This is a genomic window from Nonomuraea sp. NPDC052129 (assembly GCF_040680095.1).
GTDB lineage: Bacteria > Actinomycetota > Actinomycetes > Streptosporangiales > Streptosporangiaceae > Nonomuraea.
Genome location: NZ_JBFAVX010000051.1, coordinates 47,709 through 70,452, shown reverse-complemented (window position 1 = coordinate 70,452; position 22,744 = coordinate 47,709). Strand labels below are relative to the sequence as shown.

Here is a 22,744-nt window from a genome sequence, read left to right as displayed (position 1 = left end):
GCGCCGATGGCGAGCCGGCCGCGGATCTCGCCGGCGGCGGCCGCCACCTCGGCGCGGGCGCGTTCGGCGGCGTCGAGAGCCTGGCGGGCCGCGGGCAGGAACGCCGCGCCGGCGGGGGTCAGCCGGACGCGGCGGCTGGTGCGCTCGAACAGCTTGGCACCCAGCTCGCGTTCCAGGCGGGCGATCTGGTGGCTCAGCGCTGACTGGACGACCAGGCACTGCTCGGCGGCGCGGGTGAAGTTGCTCGTCTCCGCGACCGCGACGACGTAGCGCATCTGCTGCAGTTCCATGGATCAATCGTGATACACGATCGGTCCGATGACAAACATGCGTTGGACTCATTGATCCCCTGTCGCCCAAGGTGGGGGCATGACGGCGATGAGATCTCACAACACGGACGGCGGCCTGTCGCGCGGGCTGCTCCTGCTCATGTCGGTGGCGACCGGGCTGGCCGTCGCGGGCAACTACTTCGCGCAGCCACTGCTCGACCTGATCGGCCGGGAACTGGGGATCGGGTCATCGCGGGCGGCGCTGTTGGTGACGGCCGCGCAGATCGGGTACGCACTGGGGCTGGTCCTGCTGGTGCCGCTCGGTGACCTGGTGGAGCGGCGGCGGCTCGCCATGTCGCTCTACGCGGCGACCGCGGTGTTCCTGCTGGTCTCGGCCACCGCACCCAACGGCATGGTCCTCCTGGTCAGTACGGCCCTCACCGCGCTGACCTCGGTGGGAGCGCAGGTGGTGGTGCCGTTCGCGGCGACGCTGGCGGCCCCGGCCGAGCGTGGCCGGGTGGTCGGCACGGTGATGACCGGGCTGATGCTCGGCCTGTTGCTGGCGCGTACGGCGTCCGGAGCATTGTCGGAGCTGGGCGGCTGGCGGACGGTCTACTGGGTGACCGCGGTCCTGATGGCGTTGATGGCCGTGCTGCTGCGCGCCTTCCTGCCTCGACTCGGAGGAGACGGTGGACGCCGGTCTTATGCCGGTCTGCTGCGCTCGACGGCGGCGATGTTCCGGTACGAGCCGTTGCTGCGGTGGCGGGCGGGCATCGGCGCGTTGAGCCTCGCCTCGTTCAGCGTGCTGTGGACGGCGCTGACCTTCCTGCTGGCGGGCTCGCCGTACGACTGGTCGGAGTCGGCCATCGGCCTGTTCGGGCTGGCCGGTGCCGTGGGCGCGCTGACCGCCACGGTGGCCGGGCGGCTGGCCGACCGCGGGTACGTACAGATCGTTTCCGGCGCCGGGACGGTCCTGCTGGTGGCGTCCTGGCCGGCGCTCGCGGCCGGGGCGCACTCGCTGGTCTTGCTGCTCGTCGGTGTGATCGTGCTGGACCTGGCGCATCAGGCGGTGCTCAACAGCAGCCAGAACGTCCTGTACGCGCTCCGGCCTGAAGCCCGCAACCGGATCAACTCCGCCTTCATGACCTCCCTGTTCGTCGGCGGCGCGGTGGGGTCCGCGCTGGCCTCGGCGGTCTGGGCGAACAGCGGCTGGACCGGCGTGTGCGTCCTGGGCGCCACCCTCTCGGCCGGGACCCTCGTGCTCTGGATCCTGGAGCGCGTCACCGTTGACCGGGCGACAGGCAAGCCCCCCAAGGTCGTCGGCGACCTCGTCCGTACCTCCACCAAGGGAGAATGAGCATGTCGCGTACCGTACTGATCACCGGCGCCACCGGAACCGTGTCCACCGCGCTGATCAACGCGCTGGAAGGCGCCGATGTGAGACTCCGGGCTCTCGTCCGCGAAGAGTCCAAAGCGGCCGGCCCGCGCGAGCAGGGCGCCGAGGTCTTCGTCGGTGACCTCGACGACGCCCGGTCGCTGCCGCCCGCCTTCGAGGGCGTGCAGGACGTGTGGCTGCTCACCCCGAACGGCCCGCGCGCTCCGGAGCACAACATGAACGCCGTGTGGGCCGCACGCCAGGCCGGTGTGGAGCGCGTCGTGCGCCTGTCCGTCGTCGGCGCGGCACACGACGCGCCGAACCGCAGCGGCAGGTTGCACGCGCTGTCCGACCGGGAGACCGAACGGTGCGGCATGCGCTGGACGATCCTGCGTCCCCACTGGTTCATGCAGAACCTGCTGAACGAGGCGGGCGACCTCGCCGCCACCGGCACCTTCTCGCTGAACATGGCCGCGGCGCGGGTCGGCATGATCGACGCACGCGACATCGCCGAGTGCGCTGCCCGCGTGCTCCTCGACGACCCGGATCGCCACCACGGCCAGACGTACACCCTCACCGGCCCGCGCTCGCTGACGTTCGACGAGGTCGCCGGCCACTTGAGTCTCGCTCTCGGCAGGTCCGTCACGCATGTGCCGGTCAGCGACGACGCCAAGCGCAAGACACTGCTCGGCTACGGCGTTCCGCGGTGGATCGTCGACATGCTGGAGGAGTACGCGCAGGCGTATGAATCCGGCTGGGGAGACTTCACCACCGATACGGTCGCCGACCTTCTCGGGCGCCCGCCGCGAGACGTCGCCGACTTCGCCCGCGACCACGCCGCCGCGTTCGTCTCGGCCGACTGACAACTACGGTCCTAGCCGTAATAGGAGTACTTGACCACCATTGGTCTATTTCCTAGATTTCGGTCATGACCTTAATGAGGCGAATCCTGGCGGTGGGGCTCAGCGCCGCCATGCTGCTGGGCGTGGCGCCCCCCGCCCACAGCGCGACCGGCCGGGTGACCGATCTCGGCGTCCCGCTGCAGGACGTGCTCCTCCTCGGCGGCGTCGTGGCTCCCGGCCCCGACGGCCAGGCGGCGCTTTGGGGCGCCTCCTCGGGTACCCCCGCCCACCTCAACGCCGTCGACCCCGCCACCGGCGCCGAACGCGGCCGGTTCGACCTGCCGGGCGCCGCCGGGGCCTGGGCGGTGGACGCGACGCCCGACGGCAGCCTCTACGCCGGCACGTACGGTGACGGCCGCCTCTACCGCTGGACCCGCCAGGGCGGCGTCGCCGACCTGGGCCGCCCCCTGCCGTCGGAGAACTTCATCTGGTCCGTGGCGGCCGGCGAGGGCGCGACCGTCTACGGCGGTACATCACCAGGCGGCCGGTTGTTCGGCTACGACCAGGCCGGCGGCGTCCGGGACTACGGCCGGCTGTCCCCGTCGCACGCCTACGTCCGCAGCGTCTCCTACGCCAACGGCAAGATCTACGCGGGTACGGAAGCCCCGGCGGCCGTCTTCGAGGTCGACGCCGCCACGGGCGTGGCCGAGCGGCTGCCCGCCCCGCCGGGACTGGACCTCACCGACAAGTGGGCCTACGACGTCAACGCCGTCGGCGGCTTCCTCTATGTCAGGTTCGGCAGCGCCTTCCCGGGGCCGTTGCACGTCTGGGACATCGCCGCCCATGCCTGGACGGACGCCGTCGAGTCGGCCCACGGCCTCGACGTCTCATCGCCCGACGACCAGGGCCGCGTCTACTTCGTCAAGGCCGCCGAGCTGGTGTGCTACGACCCGCGCACCCGAACGGTGACCGGGACCGGGATGCCGTTCACGGGGCGGGTGGCGAACACCAGGGGCATCGGCTGGGCGGAGCTGGGCCTGCCCGACTATCCCGGCAAGAGCCTGGTCGGGCTGCTGTGGAGGGGGCTGATGTTCCGCTACAACCCGCAGACGGGCGCGCGCTCGTTCGTACAGACCGGCATCAAGGGCGAGCCGATCGACATCACCGCCATCGCCGACGGCCCGGACGGCCGCGTCTACACCGGTGGCTTCCTCAACGGCGGGTTCGCCGCGCTCGACCCGAAGACGGGGGAGCGGGCCGAATTCCACACCTTCTCCCAGAGCGAGGCCATGACCACGCACGCCGGCAAGCTGTACGTCGGCGCCTACCCCGAGGCCAGGGTCTACGCCTACGACCCCGCGCTGCCGTGGAACAGCACCGAGTACTCGCCCAGCCCGGAGCCGGGACCGGCGCCCAACCCGGCCAGGCTGTTCGACCTCGCGGCCGACAAGCAGATCAGGCCGCGCGCCCTGGTGTCGGCGGGGCGCTACCTGGTCGCCGGTACGATGCCCGATCTCGGTCAGCTCGGCGGGGTGCTGGCGGTGTGGGATTCGGCGAAGGGCGAGCTGAAGCACGCCTCGCGCAACGTCGTACAGGACCAGAGCATCGTGTCACTGGCCTACCGCGACGGCGTCGTCTACGGCGGCACCTCGATCTACGGCGGCCAGGCGGCCACCCCGCCCACCCAGCCCGAGGCCAAGCTGTTCGCCTGGTCGGTACGGGAGGACCGGCTGCTCTGGGAGATCGTCCCCGCGCCGGGCAAGCCGGCCATCCCGGCGCTCACCTTCGACCGCCGGGGGCGGCTGTGGGGGATCGCGGGCGGCGAGGTGTTCGCGGTGAACGTGGCGGCCCGCAAGGTGGTCTCCAAGATCACCCTCTCGTCGAGTACGAGCGCGAGCGGCGCCCTCTCCCTCAACAGGAGGGACGGCCTGCTGTACGGCGCGCACGCGGGGACGGAGGTGTTCGCGCTGGACCCGGTCTCCGGGCGGCGGACGGTGCTGCGGCAGGGGCCTGTGCACCAGCTCGCGGTGCACAGGTCCGGGGACGTCTACTTCGCCGAGGGGCCGCGGTTGTTCAGGTATCAGCCGCAGAGCCGGTAGGTGGAGAAGTTCTCGAAGCGTGACAGGTACATGTGCTGGTCCGGGCCCTTGAGCAGGATCGAGATCGGGCGGGCGATGAGCGTGAGCGTCATCGCCGCCCGATCGATCCGGTAGGCCTTGCCCTGCACCTTGCCGTACAGCATGCCGTCGCGGCCCAGCTCGATGTTGGTGTCGAGCCAGACCTGGGTGGCGGTGGACCACGGGTAGGTCTGGTGCCGCACACTGCGCAGGGTCTGGCCCGTGGCCGGGTCGAGCTCGAAGAGCGTGTCCGGCGTGAGCCCCCAGAGCCTGCCCTCGCCGTCGAAGGTGATCGAGCCGAGCGCCAGGTCGCCGGGCACCGGGGTGCTGGTCCACTTGAGGGTGTCGGTGGCGATGTCGTAGGCGAAGGCACGGGCTTCGCCCTGAGGGGTGCTGGTGCCGCCGAAGGCCGACGTCGTGCCGTACAGGACGCCGTCGCGGTAGGCCAGGGCGATGATGCTGTGACCCGGGATGAGGTTGCGCCTGATCACCGACCTGCCGGTGGCGGGGTCGAGCAGCCCCAAGGCGCCGCCGAGCGTGCCGGCTTTGGGCACGGTGCCGAAGGCGAGCCAGTCGCCGGCCGAGACCATGGCGAAGGGCCGGTCCTGCTCCTGGTCGGCGAGGCCGAGCAGCAGCCGGGGCTCGGTGCCGTCGAACTCGTAGATGCGGGCGCCGGGGTAGACGCCGAGGTAGAGCTTGCCCTTGTGGGTGACGATGCCCTCGCTCTGGCCGACGTTCGGCCAGAACTGTGCCGCGCCGGTCACGGGGTCATAGGCGGCCAGGCCGCCGGTGAAGAAGCCGCCCGCGTAGACGCGGCCGTTGGGGCCGACCCCCATCGACCTGATGGAGACGGGCTGGCCGGTCAACGTGGAATCGAACAGCTTGCCCCGGCTGCTGTTGCGGTCGTAGTGCCACATGCGGCCGGTGGAGGAGGTGCCGACGAGCGTGTGGCCGATCCAGCCCAGCGGGCGGGCGGCGCCGCCGCCGAAGTCGGTGAAGCCGAGCCGGGTCGTCTTCCGGCGCTTGATGTCGTAGACGGCGAGCTCTTCGCCCTGGAACAGGTAGACGCGGTCGCCACGCGCCCCGCCGCCGACGGTGAGGCTGTCGACGTCCTCCACCACGTCGCGCCATCGGTTCCTGGCCAGGTCGTAGACGCCCATGGGGTTGGCGCCGGTGGAGGTGCCGAAGCGGACCAGCAGGCGACCGGCCACCACGTCCAGGTCGTAGGCATAGCCGCTGCCCTGGATCGGTGGGTCGATGACCTTGATCAGGGTGCCGTCGGGCTTCAACACCGCCACCTTCATGCTCGCGGCGCCCATACCGGCGTAGATCGTGCCGTCCTTGGCGATGGCGAGGTCGCGTATGTACTGCTCGCCCGGCACCGGGCTGCCCAGGTCCGAGATCCGCCCGGTGGCCGTGTCGTAGCGGAAGAGCCGGCCGTTGGGCGAGGTGCCGCCGTAGACGGCGGAGCCGTCGGGGCTGGCGGCCACGGTCCACACGAACGTCTCGCCCGGCACGGCGATGCCCAGCTCGCTGACCTGGTCGGTGGCGAGGTCGTAGCGGAAGAGCCGGCCCATGGCCCCGGCCGTGGCGTTGTAGCTGCCCACGTAGACGGAGTGATCGGGGGCGACGGTGACGGCCCAGGAGCCGAGCGCGTACGGCAGCGGCCGTTCGGCGACCAGAGTGGCGTCAGCCGCGTTCCTGATGCCGAGCATGGCGGGGCCGGACGCGCTGGAGGTGACCGAGTAGACGCGGGCGCCGTCGCGCGCCGTGCCCGCGGTGGTGGCGCCGGTGAGCGGCAGGGTGCCCAGGCTCTGGAAGCCACAGCCTGTCGGTGGTGCGGTTTCGGCCTTGACCGGAGATGTGATGGACAGTGCGATGGCTAATGCCACAGCGAGGATGCGCATAAGTCCCTCCAGGAGAGATATAACGGCCTTGACCGTAATTTCTCGCCTGGCTCCCTGGCAAGAGCTGCCAGGGTCAGCGGCCGAATGCCTTCCGGTACGCGGACGGGGAGGTGTGCATCGAGCGGCTGAAGTGGTGGCGGAAGGTCACCGGGCTTTCGAAGCCGACGGCGGCCCCGACCTCCTCGACCGGCGCCGTGGCCGACTCCAGCAGCGGCAGGCTGGCCGCGATCCGCTGCGCGATCACCCAGCGCAGGGGGCTGGTCCCGGTCCTGCGGTTGAAGTGCCGGACGAAACTGCGCTGCGACATCCCGGCGACACGGGCCAGCACCGCCACCGTGATCGGGCGGGAGAGATTGGCCAACGCCCATTCCATCGTCCTGGCCACGGCGTCGTCATCCTCGATGGGGGTGACGGCGGCCTCGATGAACTGCGCCTGGCCGCCCTCCCGGTGCGGCGGCACGACCAGCCTCCTGGCCACCGCGTTGGCCACGCCCGGGCCATGGTCCCGGCGGATGAGGTGGATCAGCAGGTCGATGCCGGCCGCGCTGCCCGCGCTGGTCAGAACATCGCCGTTGTCCACGTATAGCACGCCTGGATCTACTCTGACCTGCGGAAACCGTTCCTGGAGCAGCTCGGCGTACCTCCAGTGCGTCGTGGCCGACCGGCCGTCCAGGAGGCCGGCCGCCGCGAGGACGAAGGCCCCTGAGCAGATCGACACGACGCGGGCGCCCCGCTCGTGCGCCCGTCGCACCGCGTCGATGAGTGCGGGGGAGACCTCGGCGCGGACGTCTGCCACACCTGGGACGATCACCGTCCGTGCCTCGGCGAACACCTCCAGCCCGTACGTCGCCTGGATGATGAAGCCGCCGACCGCCCGCAGCGGGCCGTCGTGCTCGGCGCACACCGCGAGGTCGTACCACGGGACGTCCAGCTCCGGCCGAGGAAGCCCGAAGACCTCGACGACGCACCCCAGCTCGAACGTGCTCATGCCGTCGTAGGCCAGGACCGAGACGGTGCGGTTGCTGTCATAGCGTCGGAGCATGGCTGGATATTAGCGACATTAGGCATTCATGCCACTCGTGAGGGTGCGGGGGCGCGCTGCACCATTCATGGAAGGAACGTTTGGAGGTAATCCCGAAATGTCAGCAGTTCTCGCCACGCTGGCCGCCGACGTGGCCGCCACTGTCGCTCACTTTTCCGCCCGTCTGACGTTCGAGACGGACGTGTCCGATGTCCACGCCGATCTCAGCGCGGGCGATGCGAGCATCGTCGTTGTCGACTCGCGCAGCGTGGAGAGCTGGCGTCAGGGCCACATCGAGGGCGCCCTTCACCTGCCCACGGCGGAGATCGCCGCACGCGCGCCATCGATCGTCCCCACAGACGTGACCGTGGTGACGTACTGCTGGGGGCCCGGGTGCAACGGGGCGACGCGCGCGGCGCTGGAGTTCGCCAAGCTCGGCTATCGCGTCAAGGAGATGATCGGCGGCTTCGAGTATTGGGCCCGCGAGGGCTTCCCCGTCGTGACCGGCTCCGGCGTGGAGAGGCGGCCCGCCGACCCGCTGACGGCTCCCGTCCACGCCGACGCATGCGGCTGCTGACCCCAGGCTTTAAAGAGTGCGCAGGTCGACGACGTCGGCCATCGCCTGGTAGCCGGCTGGGTTGGGATGGAGGTGGTCTCCGCTGTCGAAGCCGGGCCGAATCCGGTCGGGGTCGGCGGGGTCGGCGACGGCGCGCTCGAAGTCGACGACCGCGTCGAACGCGCCGCTGGTCCGGATCCACGTGTTGACCGCGTCGCGGATCCGCTCGGCCTCGTCAGTGAGGTTCGCGTACCCCTTGGCGGGCAGGAGAGTGCCGCCGATGATCCGCACGCCGTGTGCGTGGGCGGCGCGGATGAGCTGCCGGTAGCCGCCGATCAGGTCGTCGGCGCCGACCTTGACCGCGGGCGTGGTGCAGGGCGTGGGTTCCTGCAGGCCCAGGAGGATGTCGTTGATACCCTCCAGCACGATCACGCTCTTGACGCGGGACCGGTCGAGCACGTCCCAGCGGAAGCGCGCCAGTCCCCGCTCACCCAGGCACGCCGAGTCGGTGAGCAGGCGGTTGCCGGCGATGCCGAGATTGAGCACCGGCCGTCGTCCGGCCAGCCTGTGGGCCAGCGCGTCCGGGTAGCGGTCGTCGGCGTCCTGGGTGGCGCCGTACCCGTCGGTGATGGAGTCGCCGAAGGTCGCCACCGCTGCCGCGTCGCTGAACACGTCCACTCCGGACAGGTAGAACCAGGAGCTGTTGGTCTCGGCGAAGGAGGCCGCGCCGAGGTCGCGGAGGTGATCGCCGATGGCCCGGTAGGAGGTGGCCTGCGCGAGGTTGTGGTAGGTGGCCGGGCCGGTGGTGCCCTGGAAGTAGAGCGTCACGGTCAGCCGCTCGCCCGGCTTGACCGCGAGACGGACGGGATCGCTGGCGGCCTGCCCGCCGGTGGGAATGTTCACGGAGGCGGAGCGCGCGAAGGACAGCGGTCGGAGGGTCTCCGCCTGTACCGCGGCGCCCGTGCCGGCCTTGCCCACGCTCGCGCCGGTCAGCCGGAGCGGGCTGCCGCCGTAGCGGTTCGACAGCCGGATCCGGAGCCTCGAGCCGCCGGCGGTGACCCGCACCACCTGGCGGACGGAGTGGTTGGCGAAACCTTTCTCCGCCCAGGTGGGATACCAGACGTCGGCCGACGGTTGCTGGATGGCGCTCGCCCATCCCGCTGTCCACCTGCCGGTTTCCGCGTCGGCGGGTGCCGGTAACGCCGTCAATGCGGTGATCAGGGCGGCCGCGGTCGCGATTTTCCACACGTGGGTGCTCCTTCAGTCCGGGACGGGGAAGTTGGCGCGGAAGACGCCATAGGGATCGCGGTCGCGCTTGATCTCGCGCAGCCGGGCCAGGGCGCCGGCGGGGAAGGCTTGGGCGGCGTTCTCCGCCGGCGCGAGGAAGGTGTACGGTTTGCGCCCGCTGACCGCCTGCCCCAGCGCCTCGACCAGGGCCGCCTGCTTGCCCCGCACCGCGTCGGCCAGGTGGGGCAGCCGCAGGCCGAGCAGGTAGAGCAGGTACGGCTCGGCGAGCGCGCCACCCGCGCCGCCGCCGGGATCGGCCTCGGCCAGCGCCCCGCCCAGATGCCGGACCTGAAGGTTCAGCAGCGGCGCGAGGTCGGCGCCGGCGAGCGTCTCCAGCGTCGCCTCCTCCAGGCCGCCCAGCAGTTCGGTGCGGGCCAGCATCGGGCTGGGCTCGATCGGCTCAGCGGCGATCGTGCCCAAATCGGCGAGGTCCATCAGGCCGCGGCTGTCGGAGAGGCTGCCGCCGATCTCGTCGAAGACGGCCAGCAACGCCTTGGCCTCCGCGTCGTCGCCGAGGTAGGTCACGTCCACGGTGACCATCGGCGGGGCGGGGGGCGGCGGAGCCACGCGGTTGACCCACACCGACAGCTCGCGTGGCGCGTCCGCGGTGATCTGGCGGAAGGCGTCGAACACCGCGGCCGTGCGGGCGGCCGGCCAGACGATCCGTCCGCCGTACACGCTGGGCGCCGGGTACAGCGCCAGCTCGATCGAGGTGATCAGCGCGTAGTCGCCGCCACCACCGCGCAGCGCCCAGAACAGCTCGCTGTCGGATTCGGCGGTGACCCGCACCTGCTCGCCGTCGGCGTCGACGATCTCGAAGGCGCGTACCGAGTCGGCGGCCCAGCCGTACTTGCGGCCGAACCACGAGATCCCGCCGCCGGCGACGAACCCGGCGACCGTCACCGCCGGGCTGCTGCCGGCCAGCCCGGTGAGGCCGTACTTGCCGGTCTCGGCCAGCACCCTGCCCCACCGCACGCCGGCACCGACCCGGGCGACACGCGCCTCCGCGTCGACCTCCACCCAGTCCAGGCGGCCGGTACGCAGCAGGATCACCCCCTGCACATCGCCCGAGGCGCCATGGCCCGACGGCTGGGCGGTGACCGTCAGCCCGGCTTCGCGGGCGTATCGCACCAGCGCCGCCACATCCGCGGCGTTCTCCGCCGTCACCACGGCGGCCACCGGCTGGTGGACGCCCAGCGCCCATGGCCGGGCCGCCTCGTCGAACCCGTCCTCGCCGGGGAGCAGTACACGCCCTCGGACGGCATTACGCAGATCCATAGCTGTCATCTCCTTCAGGGATTACCAGGGACTACCAGGGAAGAGGGCCTTCATGCTGGACGAAGGTGGCGGTGGGGCCGTCGGCTTCCAGCAGGGCCATGGCCACGATCGGTGCGGCGCCTTCTTCGGGAGTCTTGATGCCTTCGTTGTGGTTGATGTCGGTCTTGACCCAGCCCGGGTCGACCGTGTTGACCTTGATCGGGGTGTCCCACAGTTCTTTGGCGTAGGACACGGTGATCATGTTCAGGGCGGCCTTGGAGGAGCAGTAGGCCAGGTTGAGCATTGGCCACAGCGGATGGCTCCGGTCCAGGGTGCGGCCGATCGAGCCGCGCTCGCTGGAGACGTTCACGATGCGGCCCGCCGACGAGCGGCGCAGCAGCGGCAGCATCGCGTTGGTGACCTCGATGACGCCGAACACGTTGGTCTCGTAGACCTGGCGGGCCTGCTCGACCGAGGTCTCGCTGGGCGGCCCGTCGGCGAAGGTGATCCCGGCGTTGTTGACCAGGATGTCGAGCTTGCCGTACTCCTGCTCGATCCACGTGGCCGCGGCTCGGATGCCGGCCGCATCGGTGACGTCGAGCCGCACGTACGGCAGGCCGAGCAGCTCGGCCCCGGCGCGTCCCCGCTCCTCGTCACGGGCGCCGATGATCGCGGTGATGCCCCGGTCACCGAGCTGGCGGGCGATCTCGAAGCCGATGCCTTTGTTCGCGCCGGTGACGAGGGCGACCGCTACCATGCCGCGCCCGCGATCTGCCGGGTGGTGGCGTTGAGCCTGTTCCACAGGTTGACGGTGGAGACCGTCATGATCAAAGCGGCGAGCTCGGTCTCGGAGTAGTGGTCGGCGGCCTCGTCCCACACGTCGTCGCCGACCTGACCGCCGTCGGCGAGCCGGGTGACGGCCTCGGCCAGTGCCAGCGCGGCGCGTTCCGCGTCGGTGAAGTACGGGGCCTCGCGCCAGGCGGCCACGGCGAAGAGCCGCTCGTCGCTCTCGCCCTGCTTGCGCAGGTCCTTGGCGTGCATGTCGACGCAGACGCTGCACCCGTTGATCTGGCTGGCCCGCAGCAGGACCAGGTCGGACGTGACCTTGGGCAGCCCGGCCTGGTCGGTGGCCTTCTGGAGGTTCATCAGCGCCTGCATGGCACCGGGCAGGACGATGGCGGGGTTCTTCATGCGTGCTTGCATGGTCTGTCTCCTGGAGAGTTCTGAACGTTGTCGCTCATATGACTGAGGCGAGCGGGGAAATGTGACCGCCGCGCCGTACGACCAGCATCACGGGGGCGATTAATACATCCGCGATGCATCGACGATGTGGTGATCCGCCGCGGATATAGACTCCTGCGATGCTCGGCGGGAATGTACGGTTTGCGGTCCTGGGTGCCGTGGAGGTGTCGGTCGATGGCCTGGAGCTTCCTTCGCTCGCCCCGCGGCACCGTGCGTTCCTGGCGTACCTGTTGCTGCATTCCGGCACGGTGCTGAGCGTCGAGCGGCTGAGCGAGGCGATGTGGGGCCCGAGGCGGCCGGACACCGCCCGGGCACAGGTACACGCCGCGCTGACGGCGATCCGGCGCACGCTGCGCGCGGCGAACGCGGGCCACCTGGTCGAGACCCGGCCGGCCGGATACGTGATCACTCCAGAGCCGGGACAGCTCGACTTAGAGGAGTTCACCACGCTCGTGGCCAAGGCGGAGTCCGAGGCGAGGTCCGAGCTGGGGCCCGAGCGGGGGTCCGAGCCGGCTGCGGCCGTACGGACGCTGCGTGGAGCGCTCGCCCTGTGGCGCGGGCCCGCCTTCGCCGACGTCCAGGCCCATTTCGCCGAGAGCGCCAGGGCACGGCTGGAGGATCGGCGGCTGGCCGCGATCGAGCGGTTGGTGGAGCTCGAGTTCGCCGCCGGAAGGCACGAGGAGCTCATTGATCAGCTGGCCGCCGAGCTGACCGCGCATCCCTTGCGTGAACGACTGGCCGGGCAACTGATGCTGGCCCTGCGCCGCGCCGGGCGCCAGACGGACGCGCTGGCCGTCGGCCGTGGCTACCGCCGCAGACTGGCCGATGAGCAGGGGCTGGATCCGGGCCCTGACTTCCTGGCAGTGGAGGAGACCGTCCTGCGCGGTGAGCCGCCTGCGGCTGCCACGATCCGGCCGGCGGCGGCCGACCTACTCGCCACGGCGAGGCCCGCGGAGGCCGTGCTGCCCGCCGCCGTCACGGCCCGGCCCGAGGCGGCGTTCCTGCCCTACGACATCGCCGACTTCGCCGGCCGCTCCGTCCAGGTGGAGGAGTTGTGCGAGCCCGCCGGCCAGGCGGTGACGATCTCCGCGATCGACGGCATGGCCGGCATCGGCAAGACGGCGCTGGCCGTCCATGCCGCGCATCGGCTCGCTGAGCGATACCCCGACGGTCAGCTCTTCATCGACCTGCACGCTCACACAGCGGGCCAGCGGCCACTTGAGCCCGGGGAAGCGCTGGAGGTGCTGTTGCGGCAGCTCGGCGTGCCGACCGAGCGCATCCCCGCGTCCATGACGGAGCGGGCCGCGCTGTGGCGAGCCGAGCTGGCCGGCCACCGAGTAATGCTGGTGCTGGACAACGCCGCCGACGCCGCCCAGGTCCGGCCCCTGCTGCCGGGCGCTTCGAACAGCCTGGTGCTCATCACCAGCCGCCAGCGGCTCACCGACCTGGATGGCGCGCGGGCCCTGTCCATGGACGTACTGCCCCTGCCCGACGCCTTAGCGCTCTTCACCGGTATCGTGGGCGAGCGTGCGGCCGCCGAGCCCGAGGCGGTCACCGAGGTTCTGCTGCTGTGCGGGTTCTTGCCGTTGGCCGTACGCATCGCCGCCACCCGTCTGCGGCACCGCCCTCGCTGGAGCGTGGACCATCTCGCCGAACGCCTGCGTGATGAGCGCCGCAGGCTCACCGAGCTGGCCAGGTCGGAACGCGGCGTGGCGGCTGCGTTCACCCTGTCGTACCGCCAGCTCACCGCTGACCAGCAGCGGCTCTTCCGCCTGCTCGGACTGCATCCCGGCCGCGACTTCGAACCCTACGCTGCCGCCGCGCTCGCCGATCTCCCCATGGAGCGTACCGAGGACGTACTGGAGGACCTGCTGGACGCGCACATGCTTCAGCAGCGCGTTTTCGGCCGGTACGTCTTCCACGACTTGCTCCGCCGGTACGCCGCGGACCTGGTGGCCGAGCAGGAGCCGCCGCAGGCCAGGGACGCGGCGCTGACCCGGCTGCTCGGCCACCAGCTGACCACGGCGTCGGCCGCCATGGAGGTGCTCTACCCCGACAGCGCCCACCGGCGACCGCGCATCGAACGAGCCACGCTCCCACCGGTCCCTCTCCATGACGCGCCGCAGGCATTGGCGTGGCTGGAGGCCGAACGAGCCAACCTCGTCCTGGCCGCCGATCGCGACGTGGCGCACACCAGCCTGCTGGCCACCACGCTGTACCGCTATCTTTACGACCACGCCCACCACGACGACGCCCTCACTCTGTACAGCAAGGCACTGCGGGCCGCCCGACGCCGTGAGGATCCGGCCGACGAAGGGCGGGCGCTGACCGATCTCGGCTGGGTGCATCAGGTGCGGGGGCGCCATGACGTCGCCCGTGAGCACTTCGACCGGGCGCTGGCCGCCTGCCGTACAGCTGAAGACCGGCGAGGTCAGGCGCGGGCGCTGCTCGGCTTGGCCAGGGTGAGTACGGACGAAGGCGACCACGAGCGGGCCAAGGAGGCGAACCTGCGCGCCCTTGAACTGTTCCGCGACATCGGCGACCGGTTCGGGGAGGCCGTGACGCTGGATTACCTCGGCATCGTCCACGAGCGGCTGGGCCGGTACGCGCGGGCGGCCGACCTGCATCGTCAGGCGCTGGAGCTGTCCCGGGAGATCGGCAGCCGAGGCGGTGAGGCCGACGCTCTGGACAACCTCGGGGTGGCCTGCACCCGGCTGGGCCGGCTCACCGAGGCACGTGACCATCACGAGCAGGCGCTGGAGCTGTATCGGCTCTTCGGCTACCGGCGAGGCGAGGCCAAGGCACTCAACAGCCTGGCCGAGATCGCGGCGACCATGGGAGACCTCGGCCAGGCCGTACGCCTGCACAGCGCGGCACTCGATCTGGCGGTGGAGCTGAGCAACCGGAGCGAGGAGAAGCGCGCCCGCGAGGCCATCGCCCAGCTCCTCCCCACACCGGAGACCTCTCGCCGAAAGTGACCGGCCTTCGACCAAGGGGCCGGCAGTCTGTCACGGAGGACAGAGGGCGGTATCAGCCCAGATGACGGGCGAAGAAGCGCAACGCGCTGTCGGCCTCGAAAGCCGGCACGTCCCCGTGCTTGCCCGGGTTGGCGTGCAGCGTCTTCTCGCTCGAAGCCAGGGCGTCGAACAGCGCCAGGGCATCCTCGCGCGGAACCCGCTCGTCGTCCCACTGCACCAGGAACCGCACGGGCACCGTGACCCCGGCGGCGGCCTCGGCCGAGGCGAGCGACGTCCCGCTCAGCCCCAGCACCGCCGCGCGGACGCGCGGCTCGGCGGCGACCAGCGGAATGCCGAGAGCGCAGCCCAGCGACACGCCCCAGTAGCCCACTGGGCCGACATCCCCGAGCGCGTCCTGGACGGTGCGCCATTCCGGGACGGTCTGGGCGGCCAGCAGAGTGTGGAGCTCGGCCAGCAGGGGGAGTGGGTCGCCCGCGCCGGCCATGCGGGCGCGCATCTCGGTGATGATCCGCTCGTGTTCGGCGCTCCTGGGCCGGTCGCCGTGGGCGGGGGCGTCGATGGCCGCCGCCGCGTAGCCGCACTCGGCCGCCAGCCGGATGGCGCGGGCCACCACACCAGGTGCCTGCTTGTGCTGTCCGCCGCCGTGTCCGATGAGAACCAGGGCACGGGGCTCGGCGTCGTCCGGCGTCCACAGTATGCCGGGGATCTCGCCAAGGGTGAAGGGTCGTTCGGTGACGCCGTCGGTAGACGTCTGAGAGATGAAGCGCATGCGCGTTTCACGCCTTTCGGGATGCCTTGCGCGGGCGCTCCCTAGGCCATGCGAGGGAGGGAGCACCGACCTGTCACAGCGTTGATCGGACTCACCTCCTGCGGTTTGATGCGGTGCACGGCGCCGCCGAAGTTATCACAAGGGAGCCGCTCACGTTCCGCGAGGGCGAGCGATGCCTGACGCGGCACCAGGGCCGGGAGCGTCGCGGGCGACGAGGCCGTGTTCGTGGGCGTAGATCGCGGCGTGCACGCGGGTCCGCAGGCCGAGTTTGGTGAGAATCCGGTTGACGTGGGTTTTGACCGTGCCTTCCTCGATGGTGCATGCCGCGGCGATCTCGCCGTTGCTCAGTCCTCGGGCCAGGAGGCGTAGCACGTCGTGTTCGCGCGGGGTCAACAGGTCGAGTTCGGGTGTGGCGGGGCGCGGGGACAGGGCGGCGAAGCGGCTGATCAGGCGGCCGGTGACCTGCGGGTCGATCAACCCCCGGCCCTGGTGCAGTTCGCGGACCGCCGTGATGAGCACGTCGGGATCACTGTCCTTCAGCAGGAAACCGGCCGCTCCTGCGCGCAGCGCGCCGAACAGGTACTCGTCGAGGTCGAACGTGGTCAGAGCGAGCACGCGGGGAGCGGATTGGGCACCGGCGAGATGGTCAATGGCCGCGATGCCATCCATGCCCGGCATCCGCAGGTCCATCACCACCACGTCCGGTCGCCGCCACAGCGCCTGGTGCACCGCTTCGGCGCCGTCGGCGGCCGTCGCGACCACGTCGATGTCGGGTTCGCCGTCGAGTATGGACCGCAGCGCCTCCCGCGCCGCCTCCTGATCGTCGGCGACCAGCACCCGGATCGTCACCACGCGCTCCCCTCCCTGGGCAGATCGGCCCGGACCCGCCAGCCGCCCGTATCGACCGGTCCCACCGACAGTGTGCCGTCGAGCAGGCGTACCCGTTCCCGCATGCCCCGGATGCCCTGGCCCTCAGCCTGTGACGCCGGCGCAGGGGCGCCGTTGTCGAGGACCTCAACGCGCAGCCCGCGGTCGTCCTGTCGTAGGCGGACGGTGACCTCGCTCGCGGTCGAATGGCGTACGACGTTCGTCAGCGCCTCTTGGACCACCCGGTAGGCGGTGTGGTCGACGGCGGGCGGCAGGACGCCTGCCGTCCCCGTACGGCGGATGGTGATCGTACGGCCAGCGGAGGTGAGCTGCCCGGCCAGCCGCTCCAGGTCGGCGGTGCCGGGCTGAAGGGCGGCCGGGTGCTCGCTGAGCGTCCGTAGCAGGTCACGCACCTCCGTCAGCGCGGACAGCGACAGGTTCGAGATCACTTCCAGGGCCCGCGTCGCCGAGGTCTCGCCGCGTGTTCGCCGGGCCGCCGCGGCCTGCAGCCGGATCGCCGTCAGGTGGTGGCCCACGCTGTCGTGCACGTTCCTGGCCAGCCAGGTGCGCTCCTCGGCCAGCACGCGCTCCGCCTCGGCCCGCTGCACGCGCAGCGACTGGTCGGCCCTGTCCCGGTGCAGCCGTAGCGCGTAGCCGGTGGCCACCGGGGCGATAGCCATGATCACCATGTCGGTGAGCATCGGCACCACCGCTCCGCCGATCACCATGCCGATGCCTGCCATCCAGGCCGTGGAGACCGCCAGCACCAGGGCGGGACGCCGTGGCCGATGGTAGACGGCCGTGCAGAACACGGCCATCGTGACCAGCATCCCCTCCCAGCGGTGCAGCTGGACCATCCCGGCCAGCGCGATCACCGCGGACGCCACTGCGGCGGTCAACGGCAGCACCCGCCGGACGAGCAGAGGGAGACTGACACCGACGCTGAAGACGACGAGAAGGGTGACGTCGCCCGGGACCCGCCCTTTCAGCGCCGTCAGCAGCGCCGCGGCGATCGCGGCGCCGGCGACGAGCAGAACCTCCCTCAGCCAGGGCATGTCACGATGATGCCGGACCACAGGTCGTGCCCGCGGGCGGGAGTTGCCCGGTGGTCAGATAGCGGTGAACGTAATCGCGGACACAGGGGATGCCGCGCCAGTAGAGCGCGTGACCGCTCTTGGCCGAGAGGTAGCGGGCACCGTCGAGTTGCGCGGCGATCCGGCGTCCGTACGCGGGTGTCGCCGTGTCGTCGTACTCACCGTTGACGATCAGGATCGGCGGCAGACCGCGTGGGCGAATCGGATGGGGCGGGTAGGACGTCTTCTTCGGGAGTCCGGTGCAGAGGCCGGCCATCGGCCAGGCCGTGGTCCAGCCGATGCGCGGCGCGGTCTTTCTCAGCCGTGCCTCCATGGCCTTGACCTCACGGTATGTGGTCGGGAACGGGAAGTCGGCGCACATCGTGATCCTGCTGAGGTCCGGGTCGGGCGCCCCGGCGAACGGCTTGGCGAACTGGGTGGCGTCACCCGCGTCCGCCTCGCTCAGGGACTTGGCCAGGTCGGGCCACGTCGCATCGAAGGAGACAGTCGCGCGGGAGGCGATCAGGGCCGCACTGGCCGTGGCATCCGCTCCGGCGCCAGGCGCGGGGATCGGCCGCTCGGCGGCGCGGTCCATGACCTCGTCCCACACCTTGAGCACGTCGCGGCCGTGCAGCGCGCAACTCCGGTCGGTGGCGCACCACTCGGCAAAGCGGTGCAGGTTGTCTTCCTTGATCTTCGCTCTGGCCAGGACCCACTCGGTCCACGACCGGTTGGTGTGGTCGATCAGACTGTCCAGATACATGCGGCCGACACGGGACGGGAAGTACTCGGCATAGGCCACGCCGAGGACGCCGCCGTAGGAGTTGCCGAAATAGTTCAGCTTCCGCTCGCCCAGCGCCACCCGGACCGCCTCCAGGTCGCGGGCTCCTTGCCAGGTGTTCAGGTTGCCCTCGAGCGGGCCGGCGGCTTCGGCGCATCCCACGCCGAAGCGGCGGTTCTGCTTGGTGTACTGGGCGAAGGCGGCGCGGTCGGTGAACACCCACTCCCCGTTGGTGGGATATGGCGCCGGGTTGGGACAGCGCACCTCGGTGCTCGCCTCGAACCCGCGCGGGTCGAAGACCACCACGTCGAACCATCGGGTCAGGTCGGCGAAGGTGTCCTTTATCTGGCGCAGGATCGAGATCTGCTGGGCGGGGCCGCCCATGTTGAGGACGAGCGTCCCCTTCTTGGCGGCCGGGTCCCTGGCGGGCAGCTTGGCGAGCCCCAGCGTGATCTGCGCACCCTTGAGGGCGGCCCAGTCGGCGGGTACGGTGAGCCGGCCGCATTGCAGGCCGTCTCCGCAGTCCTGCCAGGAAAGCTCGGCGCCTGCCATTGCTGTCGCCGGTGCCGCCGCCACCGTGGAGAGCAGCATCGCGCCGAGCACGGCGAGGATCGTCTTCTTCATGACCCTCAGCCTTGCCGGACCGCCTGCTGCCGGTCGTCCACCTTTCGATAGATCCTCACGCGTGCGCACCGGCGATCACCTTGCGATTCGCCGGGGGTGCTGGCCGTCGTGTTGTCGGGCAGGTCCAGCACCGACGAGCGCGGCGACCCGCGCCTGCCCTGGGTATCGCCCTCCGCTCGAGTCCACGCTGTCTGGCGCCACTGAACATGACAGTGGGACCTGCGGCTGACCTGGGCACTGTCATTTCGACGGATCTCGAAATACCGGCGTTCGCGTCATCGAAGTTGGCAGTACCCAGCCGAAGATCAAGCGTCATGCGTGTGCGTGAGTTGAGGGCTATAGCTCCAGGCTTTGAAATATTTTGGCCGAAAGGTGCCGACGGAGCCTCCAGACGGGGGTGTCTCGACCCGTTCTCCTCACTGCGAGCGGCAGCGCAGGAAAGTTCGGATGCGGCAGGTTCGTTTCTCGAAGGCTGACCACCGACCGCGGCGGATGGTCCGGTACGGCAGGGACTGCGGTGCTGAGCTGGAAGCCGCTGGCGGGGATGGCGTCCTCTAGTTCCCTCTCCCGCTCGCCGCTGATCCAACCGCCGCGTGCGCTGCCCGGTCCGATTCGGGCAGCCGCCAGTCGGCCGTCCACAGCCGCGTGCCCGAGCGGCGGTCGAGGCGGCGCAGGAACGACAGGACGCCCGCGGTGCCGGTGCTCCAGGTGTAGGCCGCCTTGTCGAGGTCGTTGCCGGGGAAGACCGGCTGCGCCGGCTCGCCGCCGGCTCGTACCAGCATGCGCTCGGCGATGTCCTCGGCGTGGCGCCAGTAGCCGTCATCGCCTGTGACCATCGCCAGGTCGATCAGCGCTTCGCCGATGCCCGCCAGGCCGCAGCACTGAGAGACCACCCAGGCTTGCGGGGCGACGACCAGGCACGCCCGCGCGCCCCGCTCGGCCAGCTCCAGGTAGCGGTCCTCGCCGTACGCGCGGGCCGCGCGGGCCAGCGTGCCGGTGATGCCCGACACGCCCTGGCACCAGGAGGCTCCCATGGCCCGGGCATCAGGGTCGTGCAACTCGCCGATCAGCGCCTCGGCCTGGACGGCCAGCGCCGCCAGCCGCTCCCGGGCCGCCTCGCCCGCCGCTCGGTCGCCGGTGGCCTCGTGGTAGGAAAGCAGGAAGTCCGCGCAGCCCGCGTCGCCGTGGGCGTACGCCGTGTCGACCGACACGCCGGAGCCGGGCTGGGCGGGCGCCACGGCGTCCTGCGACCGCGTGACCTCACCGGCGATCAGCAGCCGGGCGCACTCGGCGGCGATCCGCAGATGCCGGGCATCGCCGGGGTCGAGGGCCGCCAGGGCCAAATGGCCCGAGCCGATGCCTGCCACGCCGTGTGTCTGGTCGGCCCGCTGCGGGCCGTCGATGGTGACGGGGGCCGGCGCCGCCAGTTCCGGCGCGGCGCTCAGACGGGCCGCGGTCAGGAACAGCGCGGTGCCGGTACGGCCGAAGTACAGCGAGGGCGGGAGCTTGGCGGGCGGCATCACGCGGGCCGTCCACCGAGCCAGGTCGGCGGCCACGGCCTTGGTCTCCGGGTGGTGCAGCAGTTCCATGCCGACTCCGGCACTGCCGCCGTAGACGTTGGTCACCGGCGGGCTCTCCTGGCGGGCATCCTTGGGCGCGGCCATCAGCTGCTCCGCGAAGGCCGCGCACTCGCGCACGGTGTGGTCGAGCGCCTTGGACAGCAGTTCCCCGGTGAGCCTGGGCGGGGAGGGCAGCTTCCACCGTCTCACCTGCGGCTGTTCGGCGGCGGGCCGCCCGTCGCCGAAGCCGGTCACGGCCGGCACGGGGCGCGGCCGGTCGGCAGGAACCGGTCCGTGGGCGGATCTGAGCTCGGCGGCGGCGGCAGTGCGGTCGGCGGGGTCGAGGCTCAGCAGGCCGGGCAGCATGCCGAGGACGCCCGTCGTGACGTCCGGGAACATCCCCGCCAGGCACATGAGTGTGCGCTCGACGTTGCGGACCGGGTCCGGGCCGATCATGATCGGGTTCATCCCGGTGGCCGCGAAGAACAGGGTGGCACCCAGTGAGAAGTAGTCGTCGGCAGGAACGGAGTCACGGTCGGTGTGCTGGTCGGGAACGCTGTAGCCGCGGCTCCAGCCGGGCAACTGCAGCCCGTCGTACCTGCTGTTGCCGAAGTCGATCAGGGTGCAGCGGCCGTCCTCGCCGAGCACGACGTTCTTGGGCGACAGGTCGCGAATGACGACGCCGTGCGCGTGCACCGCGTCGATCACCTCCAGCAGTCGGACGGCGAGTGTGCCGAGGTCGCGCTCGGCGGTGGCGGGTTCCCCGGTGAACGGGCCGTTCTCCGCGACGAATCGGTTGAGGTCGCGGCTGCCCGCGTCGGTCATGACGAGGAACTCGTCCTCGCCGTGCCGGAAGTGGTCGATCGGCTCCGGTACGCCTGCCACGCCCGTGAGCGCCTGCAGGACGCGCAGCTCGTTGCGGAGGTACATCCGCAGGTCCCAGCCCTCGACGTTCTCCCCGACGTACGCGCGGGCCTCCTTGACCACGACCCGCCGCCCGGCGGCGTCGGTGGCGCGGTAGACGTTTCCGCGCGGGCCACGCACGACGCCGGACGTCACGCGGTACCGGCCGCCGATGAGCCGCCCGCTGCCGCCGTCGGCGGCCTGCCCGGTTGTCTGCGCGGGCGGCAGCGTTCCCGGCGACGGCCGTTCATCAGGCTCCGACGGGCCGGCCCCGGCAGGCTCCGTGGGGCGGAACGGGTCGGTGGCCCAGGGCGGGCAGGTGAACTCGGGGCCGGCCGCGCCCGGCAGTTGCTCACCGTCCGGCCCGATCACGATCAGCTCGAAGTCGCCGTTCTCGTCCACGCGGTACTGCGGGGCGAACGGGGCATACCTGTAGTACACCGGAGCATCAGGGCGGACCCGCCGATCGCTGACGATGCGCGGGGCCGACAGCCCGGACAGGGCGTCGGCGAGGGCGTGGCCCAGTTCGACCACCGCATCCTGCTCCGGGTAGACCGTCATGGCCTTGCCCACGACTCCCGGGTCGACGTCGCCGGAGTTGAGCTCCATGAGCCTGTGGGTAGAGCGGGCGACCTTGAAGGCGCAGCCGGTGCCGGCCAGGATTGACAACGCGCGGTCAAGGGTGTCGTTGAGGGTGCCGGGACGTGCGGAAATGTGGATTTTCCAGCCCTGCAACGGAACGTCGTGACTAGGGTCGTGAACGCTGATCCACGTGTCGTCCTCGTATATTTCCCTACCATTCGAATCTGCAAATTTGGTAAGGCGGTCGAGCACATTGAAGTCCACGGTCATCCCTCGATAACGGAGCGCATCGGTCTGACATGAGAAAAAGGCCATCAGAGCATCGCCGACGGCCTTTCCCCCAGCACATCTCGTCACCACGCTTCACCGCGTGGGATCAGGCGCTTCAGGTTCCAATAATGGACGGGCAGCAGGGGAAGCTGCTGCAGACCGTACGCTTGCAGGTGTTGAGGCAGGCCTGAGGGCCGTGGAGCAGCTTGTTCAGCTCGCCTTCGAAGTCGACGGCGAGGTCTTCGTACTCCAGAACTCCGGCGTCGCGGGGCTCCAGTGCGAGGACCGACATAAGGGCTCCTTCCTTGGCCGCCTGTGGGCGGCCGATGTTGGGATCTGAGCCTCGGGATGGCGCCGGTAGGCACCTTTCCCGCGCCCTGCCCGCGACCAGGAACCGGGCTAGATGTTCCCCCGTTGCGAGCAAACGGACGCATTATGTGCATATATCCGGAAGCCTGTCCAGAG

Annotated in this window: 18 protein-coding genes; 5 read left to right on the top strand and 13 right to left on the bottom strand. The window is 70.7% G+C overall.

From position 1 onward, the window contains the following. Positions 1 to 290, bottom strand: a 290-nt coding sequence (locus AB0L53_RS55645) for a LysR family transcriptional regulator (protein WP_364014048.1), incomplete at its 3' end; no start/stop codon positions are given. A gap of 79 nt (positions 291 to 369) precedes the next feature. Between AB0L53_RS55645 and AB0L53_RS55640 the strand changes: the two genes are divergently transcribed. The 3 genes from AB0L53_RS55640 (at position 370) to AB0L53_RS55630 (ending at position 4,585) form a co-directional block, all read left to right on the top strand. After that, a complete protein-coding gene (locus tag AB0L53_RS55640; protein WP_364014045.1) occupies positions 370 to 1,626 on the top strand; it encodes an MFS transporter in 1,257 nt (418 codons plus the stop codon). 2 nt (positions 1,627 to 1,628) lie between these two features. After that, the gene (locus AB0L53_RS55635; protein ID WP_364014043.1) at positions 1,629 to 2,507 is read left to right on the top strand and encodes an SDR family oxidoreductase; all 879 of its coding nucleotides are present in this window, start codon (positions 1,629 to 1,631) and stop codon (positions 2,505 to 2,507) included. A 65-nt stretch (positions 2,508 to 2,572) separates the two neighbouring features. Beyond that, positions 2,573 to 4,585: a hypothetical protein gene (locus AB0L53_RS55630; RefSeq protein WP_364014040.1), complete on the top strand. Its 2,013-nt coding sequence runs from the start codon at positions 2,573 to 2,575 to the stop codon at positions 4,583 to 4,585. Here the strand turns inward: AB0L53_RS55630 and AB0L53_RS55625 are convergent. Beyond that, positions 4,567 to 6,510, bottom strand: a complete 1,944-nt coding sequence (locus AB0L53_RS55625) for a hypothetical protein (RefSeq protein ID WP_364014037.1) — start codon at positions 6,508 to 6,510, stop codon at positions 4,567 to 4,569. The genes AB0L53_RS55630 and AB0L53_RS55625 overlap by 19 nt on opposite strands. A 73-nt stretch (positions 6,511 to 6,583) precedes the next feature. Continuing rightward, positions 6,584 to 7,552 (bottom strand): transcriptional regulator FtrA, encoded by a 969-nt coding sequence (gene ftrA, locus AB0L53_RS55620; protein ID WP_364014035.1) that lies wholly within the window; start codon positions 7,550 to 7,552, stop codon positions 6,584 to 6,586. A gap of 97 nt (positions 7,553 to 7,649) precedes the next feature. Between ftrA and AB0L53_RS55615 the strand changes: the two genes are divergently transcribed. Next, the gene (locus AB0L53_RS55615) at positions 7,650 to 8,108 is read left to right on the top strand and encodes a rhodanese-like domain-containing protein (protein ID WP_364014032.1); all 459 of its coding nucleotides are present in this window, start codon (positions 7,650 to 7,652) and stop codon (positions 8,106 to 8,108) included. Between the two features lie 9 nt (positions 8,109 to 8,117). Here AB0L53_RS55615 and AB0L53_RS55610 read toward each other — a convergent pair whose 3' ends face one another. From AB0L53_RS55610 to AB0L53_RS55595, 4 genes are read right to left on the bottom strand one after another with little or no spacing between them, the layout of a single operon-like run. After that, a complete protein-coding gene (locus tag AB0L53_RS55610) occupies positions 8,118 to 9,335 on the bottom strand; it encodes an SGNH/GDSL hydrolase family protein (protein WP_364014029.1) in 1,218 nt (405 codons plus the stop codon). 12 nt (positions 9,336 to 9,347) lie between these two features. Then, the gene (locus AB0L53_RS55605) at positions 9,348 to 10,652 is read right to left on the bottom strand and encodes an FAD-dependent oxidoreductase (protein WP_364014026.1); all 1,305 of its coding nucleotides are present in this window, start codon (positions 10,650 to 10,652) and stop codon (positions 9,348 to 9,350) included. A gap of 31 nt (positions 10,653 to 10,683) precedes the next feature. Further along, positions 10,684 to 11,388 carry an SDR family oxidoreductase gene (locus AB0L53_RS55600; RefSeq protein ID WP_358543237.1) on the bottom strand — a complete coding sequence of 235 codons (705 nt, stop codon included), beginning with the start codon at positions 11,386 to 11,388 and terminating at the stop codon, positions 10,684 to 10,686. Beyond that, positions 11,382 to 11,834 (bottom strand): carboxymuconolactone decarboxylase family protein, encoded by a 453-nt coding sequence (locus AB0L53_RS55595; RefSeq protein WP_357958631.1) that lies wholly within the window; start codon positions 11,832 to 11,834, stop codon positions 11,382 to 11,384. The genes AB0L53_RS55600 and AB0L53_RS55595 overlap by 7 nt, the downstream gene beginning before the upstream one ends. Positions 11,835 to 11,992: 158 nt before the next feature. Here AB0L53_RS55595 and AB0L53_RS55590 point away from each other — a divergent pair, with 158 nt between their 5' ends. Continuing rightward, positions 11,993 to 14,851, top strand: a complete 2,859-nt coding sequence (locus tag AB0L53_RS55590; protein ID WP_364014022.1) for a BTAD domain-containing putative transcriptional regulator — start codon at positions 11,993 to 11,995, stop codon at positions 14,849 to 14,851. Positions 14,852 to 14,903: 52 nt separating this feature from the next. Here the strand turns inward: AB0L53_RS55590 and AB0L53_RS55585 are convergent, their stop codons facing one another. The 6 genes from AB0L53_RS55585 to AB0L53_RS55560 form a co-directional block, all read right to left on the bottom strand. Further along, a complete protein-coding gene (locus tag AB0L53_RS55585; RefSeq protein WP_364014019.1) occupies positions 14,904 to 15,620 on the bottom strand; it encodes an alpha/beta hydrolase in 717 nt (238 codons plus the stop codon). Positions 15,621 to 15,770: 150 nt separating this feature from the next. Further along, positions 15,771 to 16,472 carry a response regulator transcription factor gene (locus tag AB0L53_RS55580; protein WP_364014016.1) on the bottom strand — a complete coding sequence of 234 codons (702 nt, stop codon included), beginning with the start codon at positions 16,470 to 16,472 and terminating at the stop codon, positions 15,771 to 15,773. Then, positions 16,466 to 17,542 (bottom strand): sensor histidine kinase, encoded by a 1,077-nt coding sequence (locus AB0L53_RS55575; RefSeq protein WP_364014013.1) that lies wholly within the window; start codon positions 17,540 to 17,542, stop codon positions 16,466 to 16,468. The genes AB0L53_RS55580 and AB0L53_RS55575 overlap by 7 nt, the downstream gene beginning before the upstream one ends. A gap of 1 nt (position 17,543) precedes the next feature. Continuing rightward, entirely contained in the window at positions 17,544 to 18,965 is a 1,422-nt protein-coding gene (locus AB0L53_RS55570; protein WP_364014010.1) for an alpha/beta hydrolase, read from the bottom strand. A gap of 554 nt (positions 18,966 to 19,519) precedes the next feature. After that, on the bottom strand, positions 19,520 to 22,279 hold the full coding sequence (lanL, locus tag AB0L53_RS55565) for a class IV lanthionine synthetase LanL (RefSeq protein ID WP_364014007.1): 2,760 nt from the start codon (positions 22,277 to 22,279) through the stop codon (positions 19,520 to 19,522). 115 nt (positions 22,280 to 22,394) lie between these two features. Next, on the bottom strand, positions 22,395 to 22,571 hold the full coding sequence (locus AB0L53_RS55560) for an SflA family class IV lanthipeptide (RefSeq protein WP_364014004.1): 177 nt from the start codon (positions 22,569 to 22,571) through the stop codon (positions 22,395 to 22,397). Positions 22,572 to 22,744 lie beyond the last annotated feature (173 nt).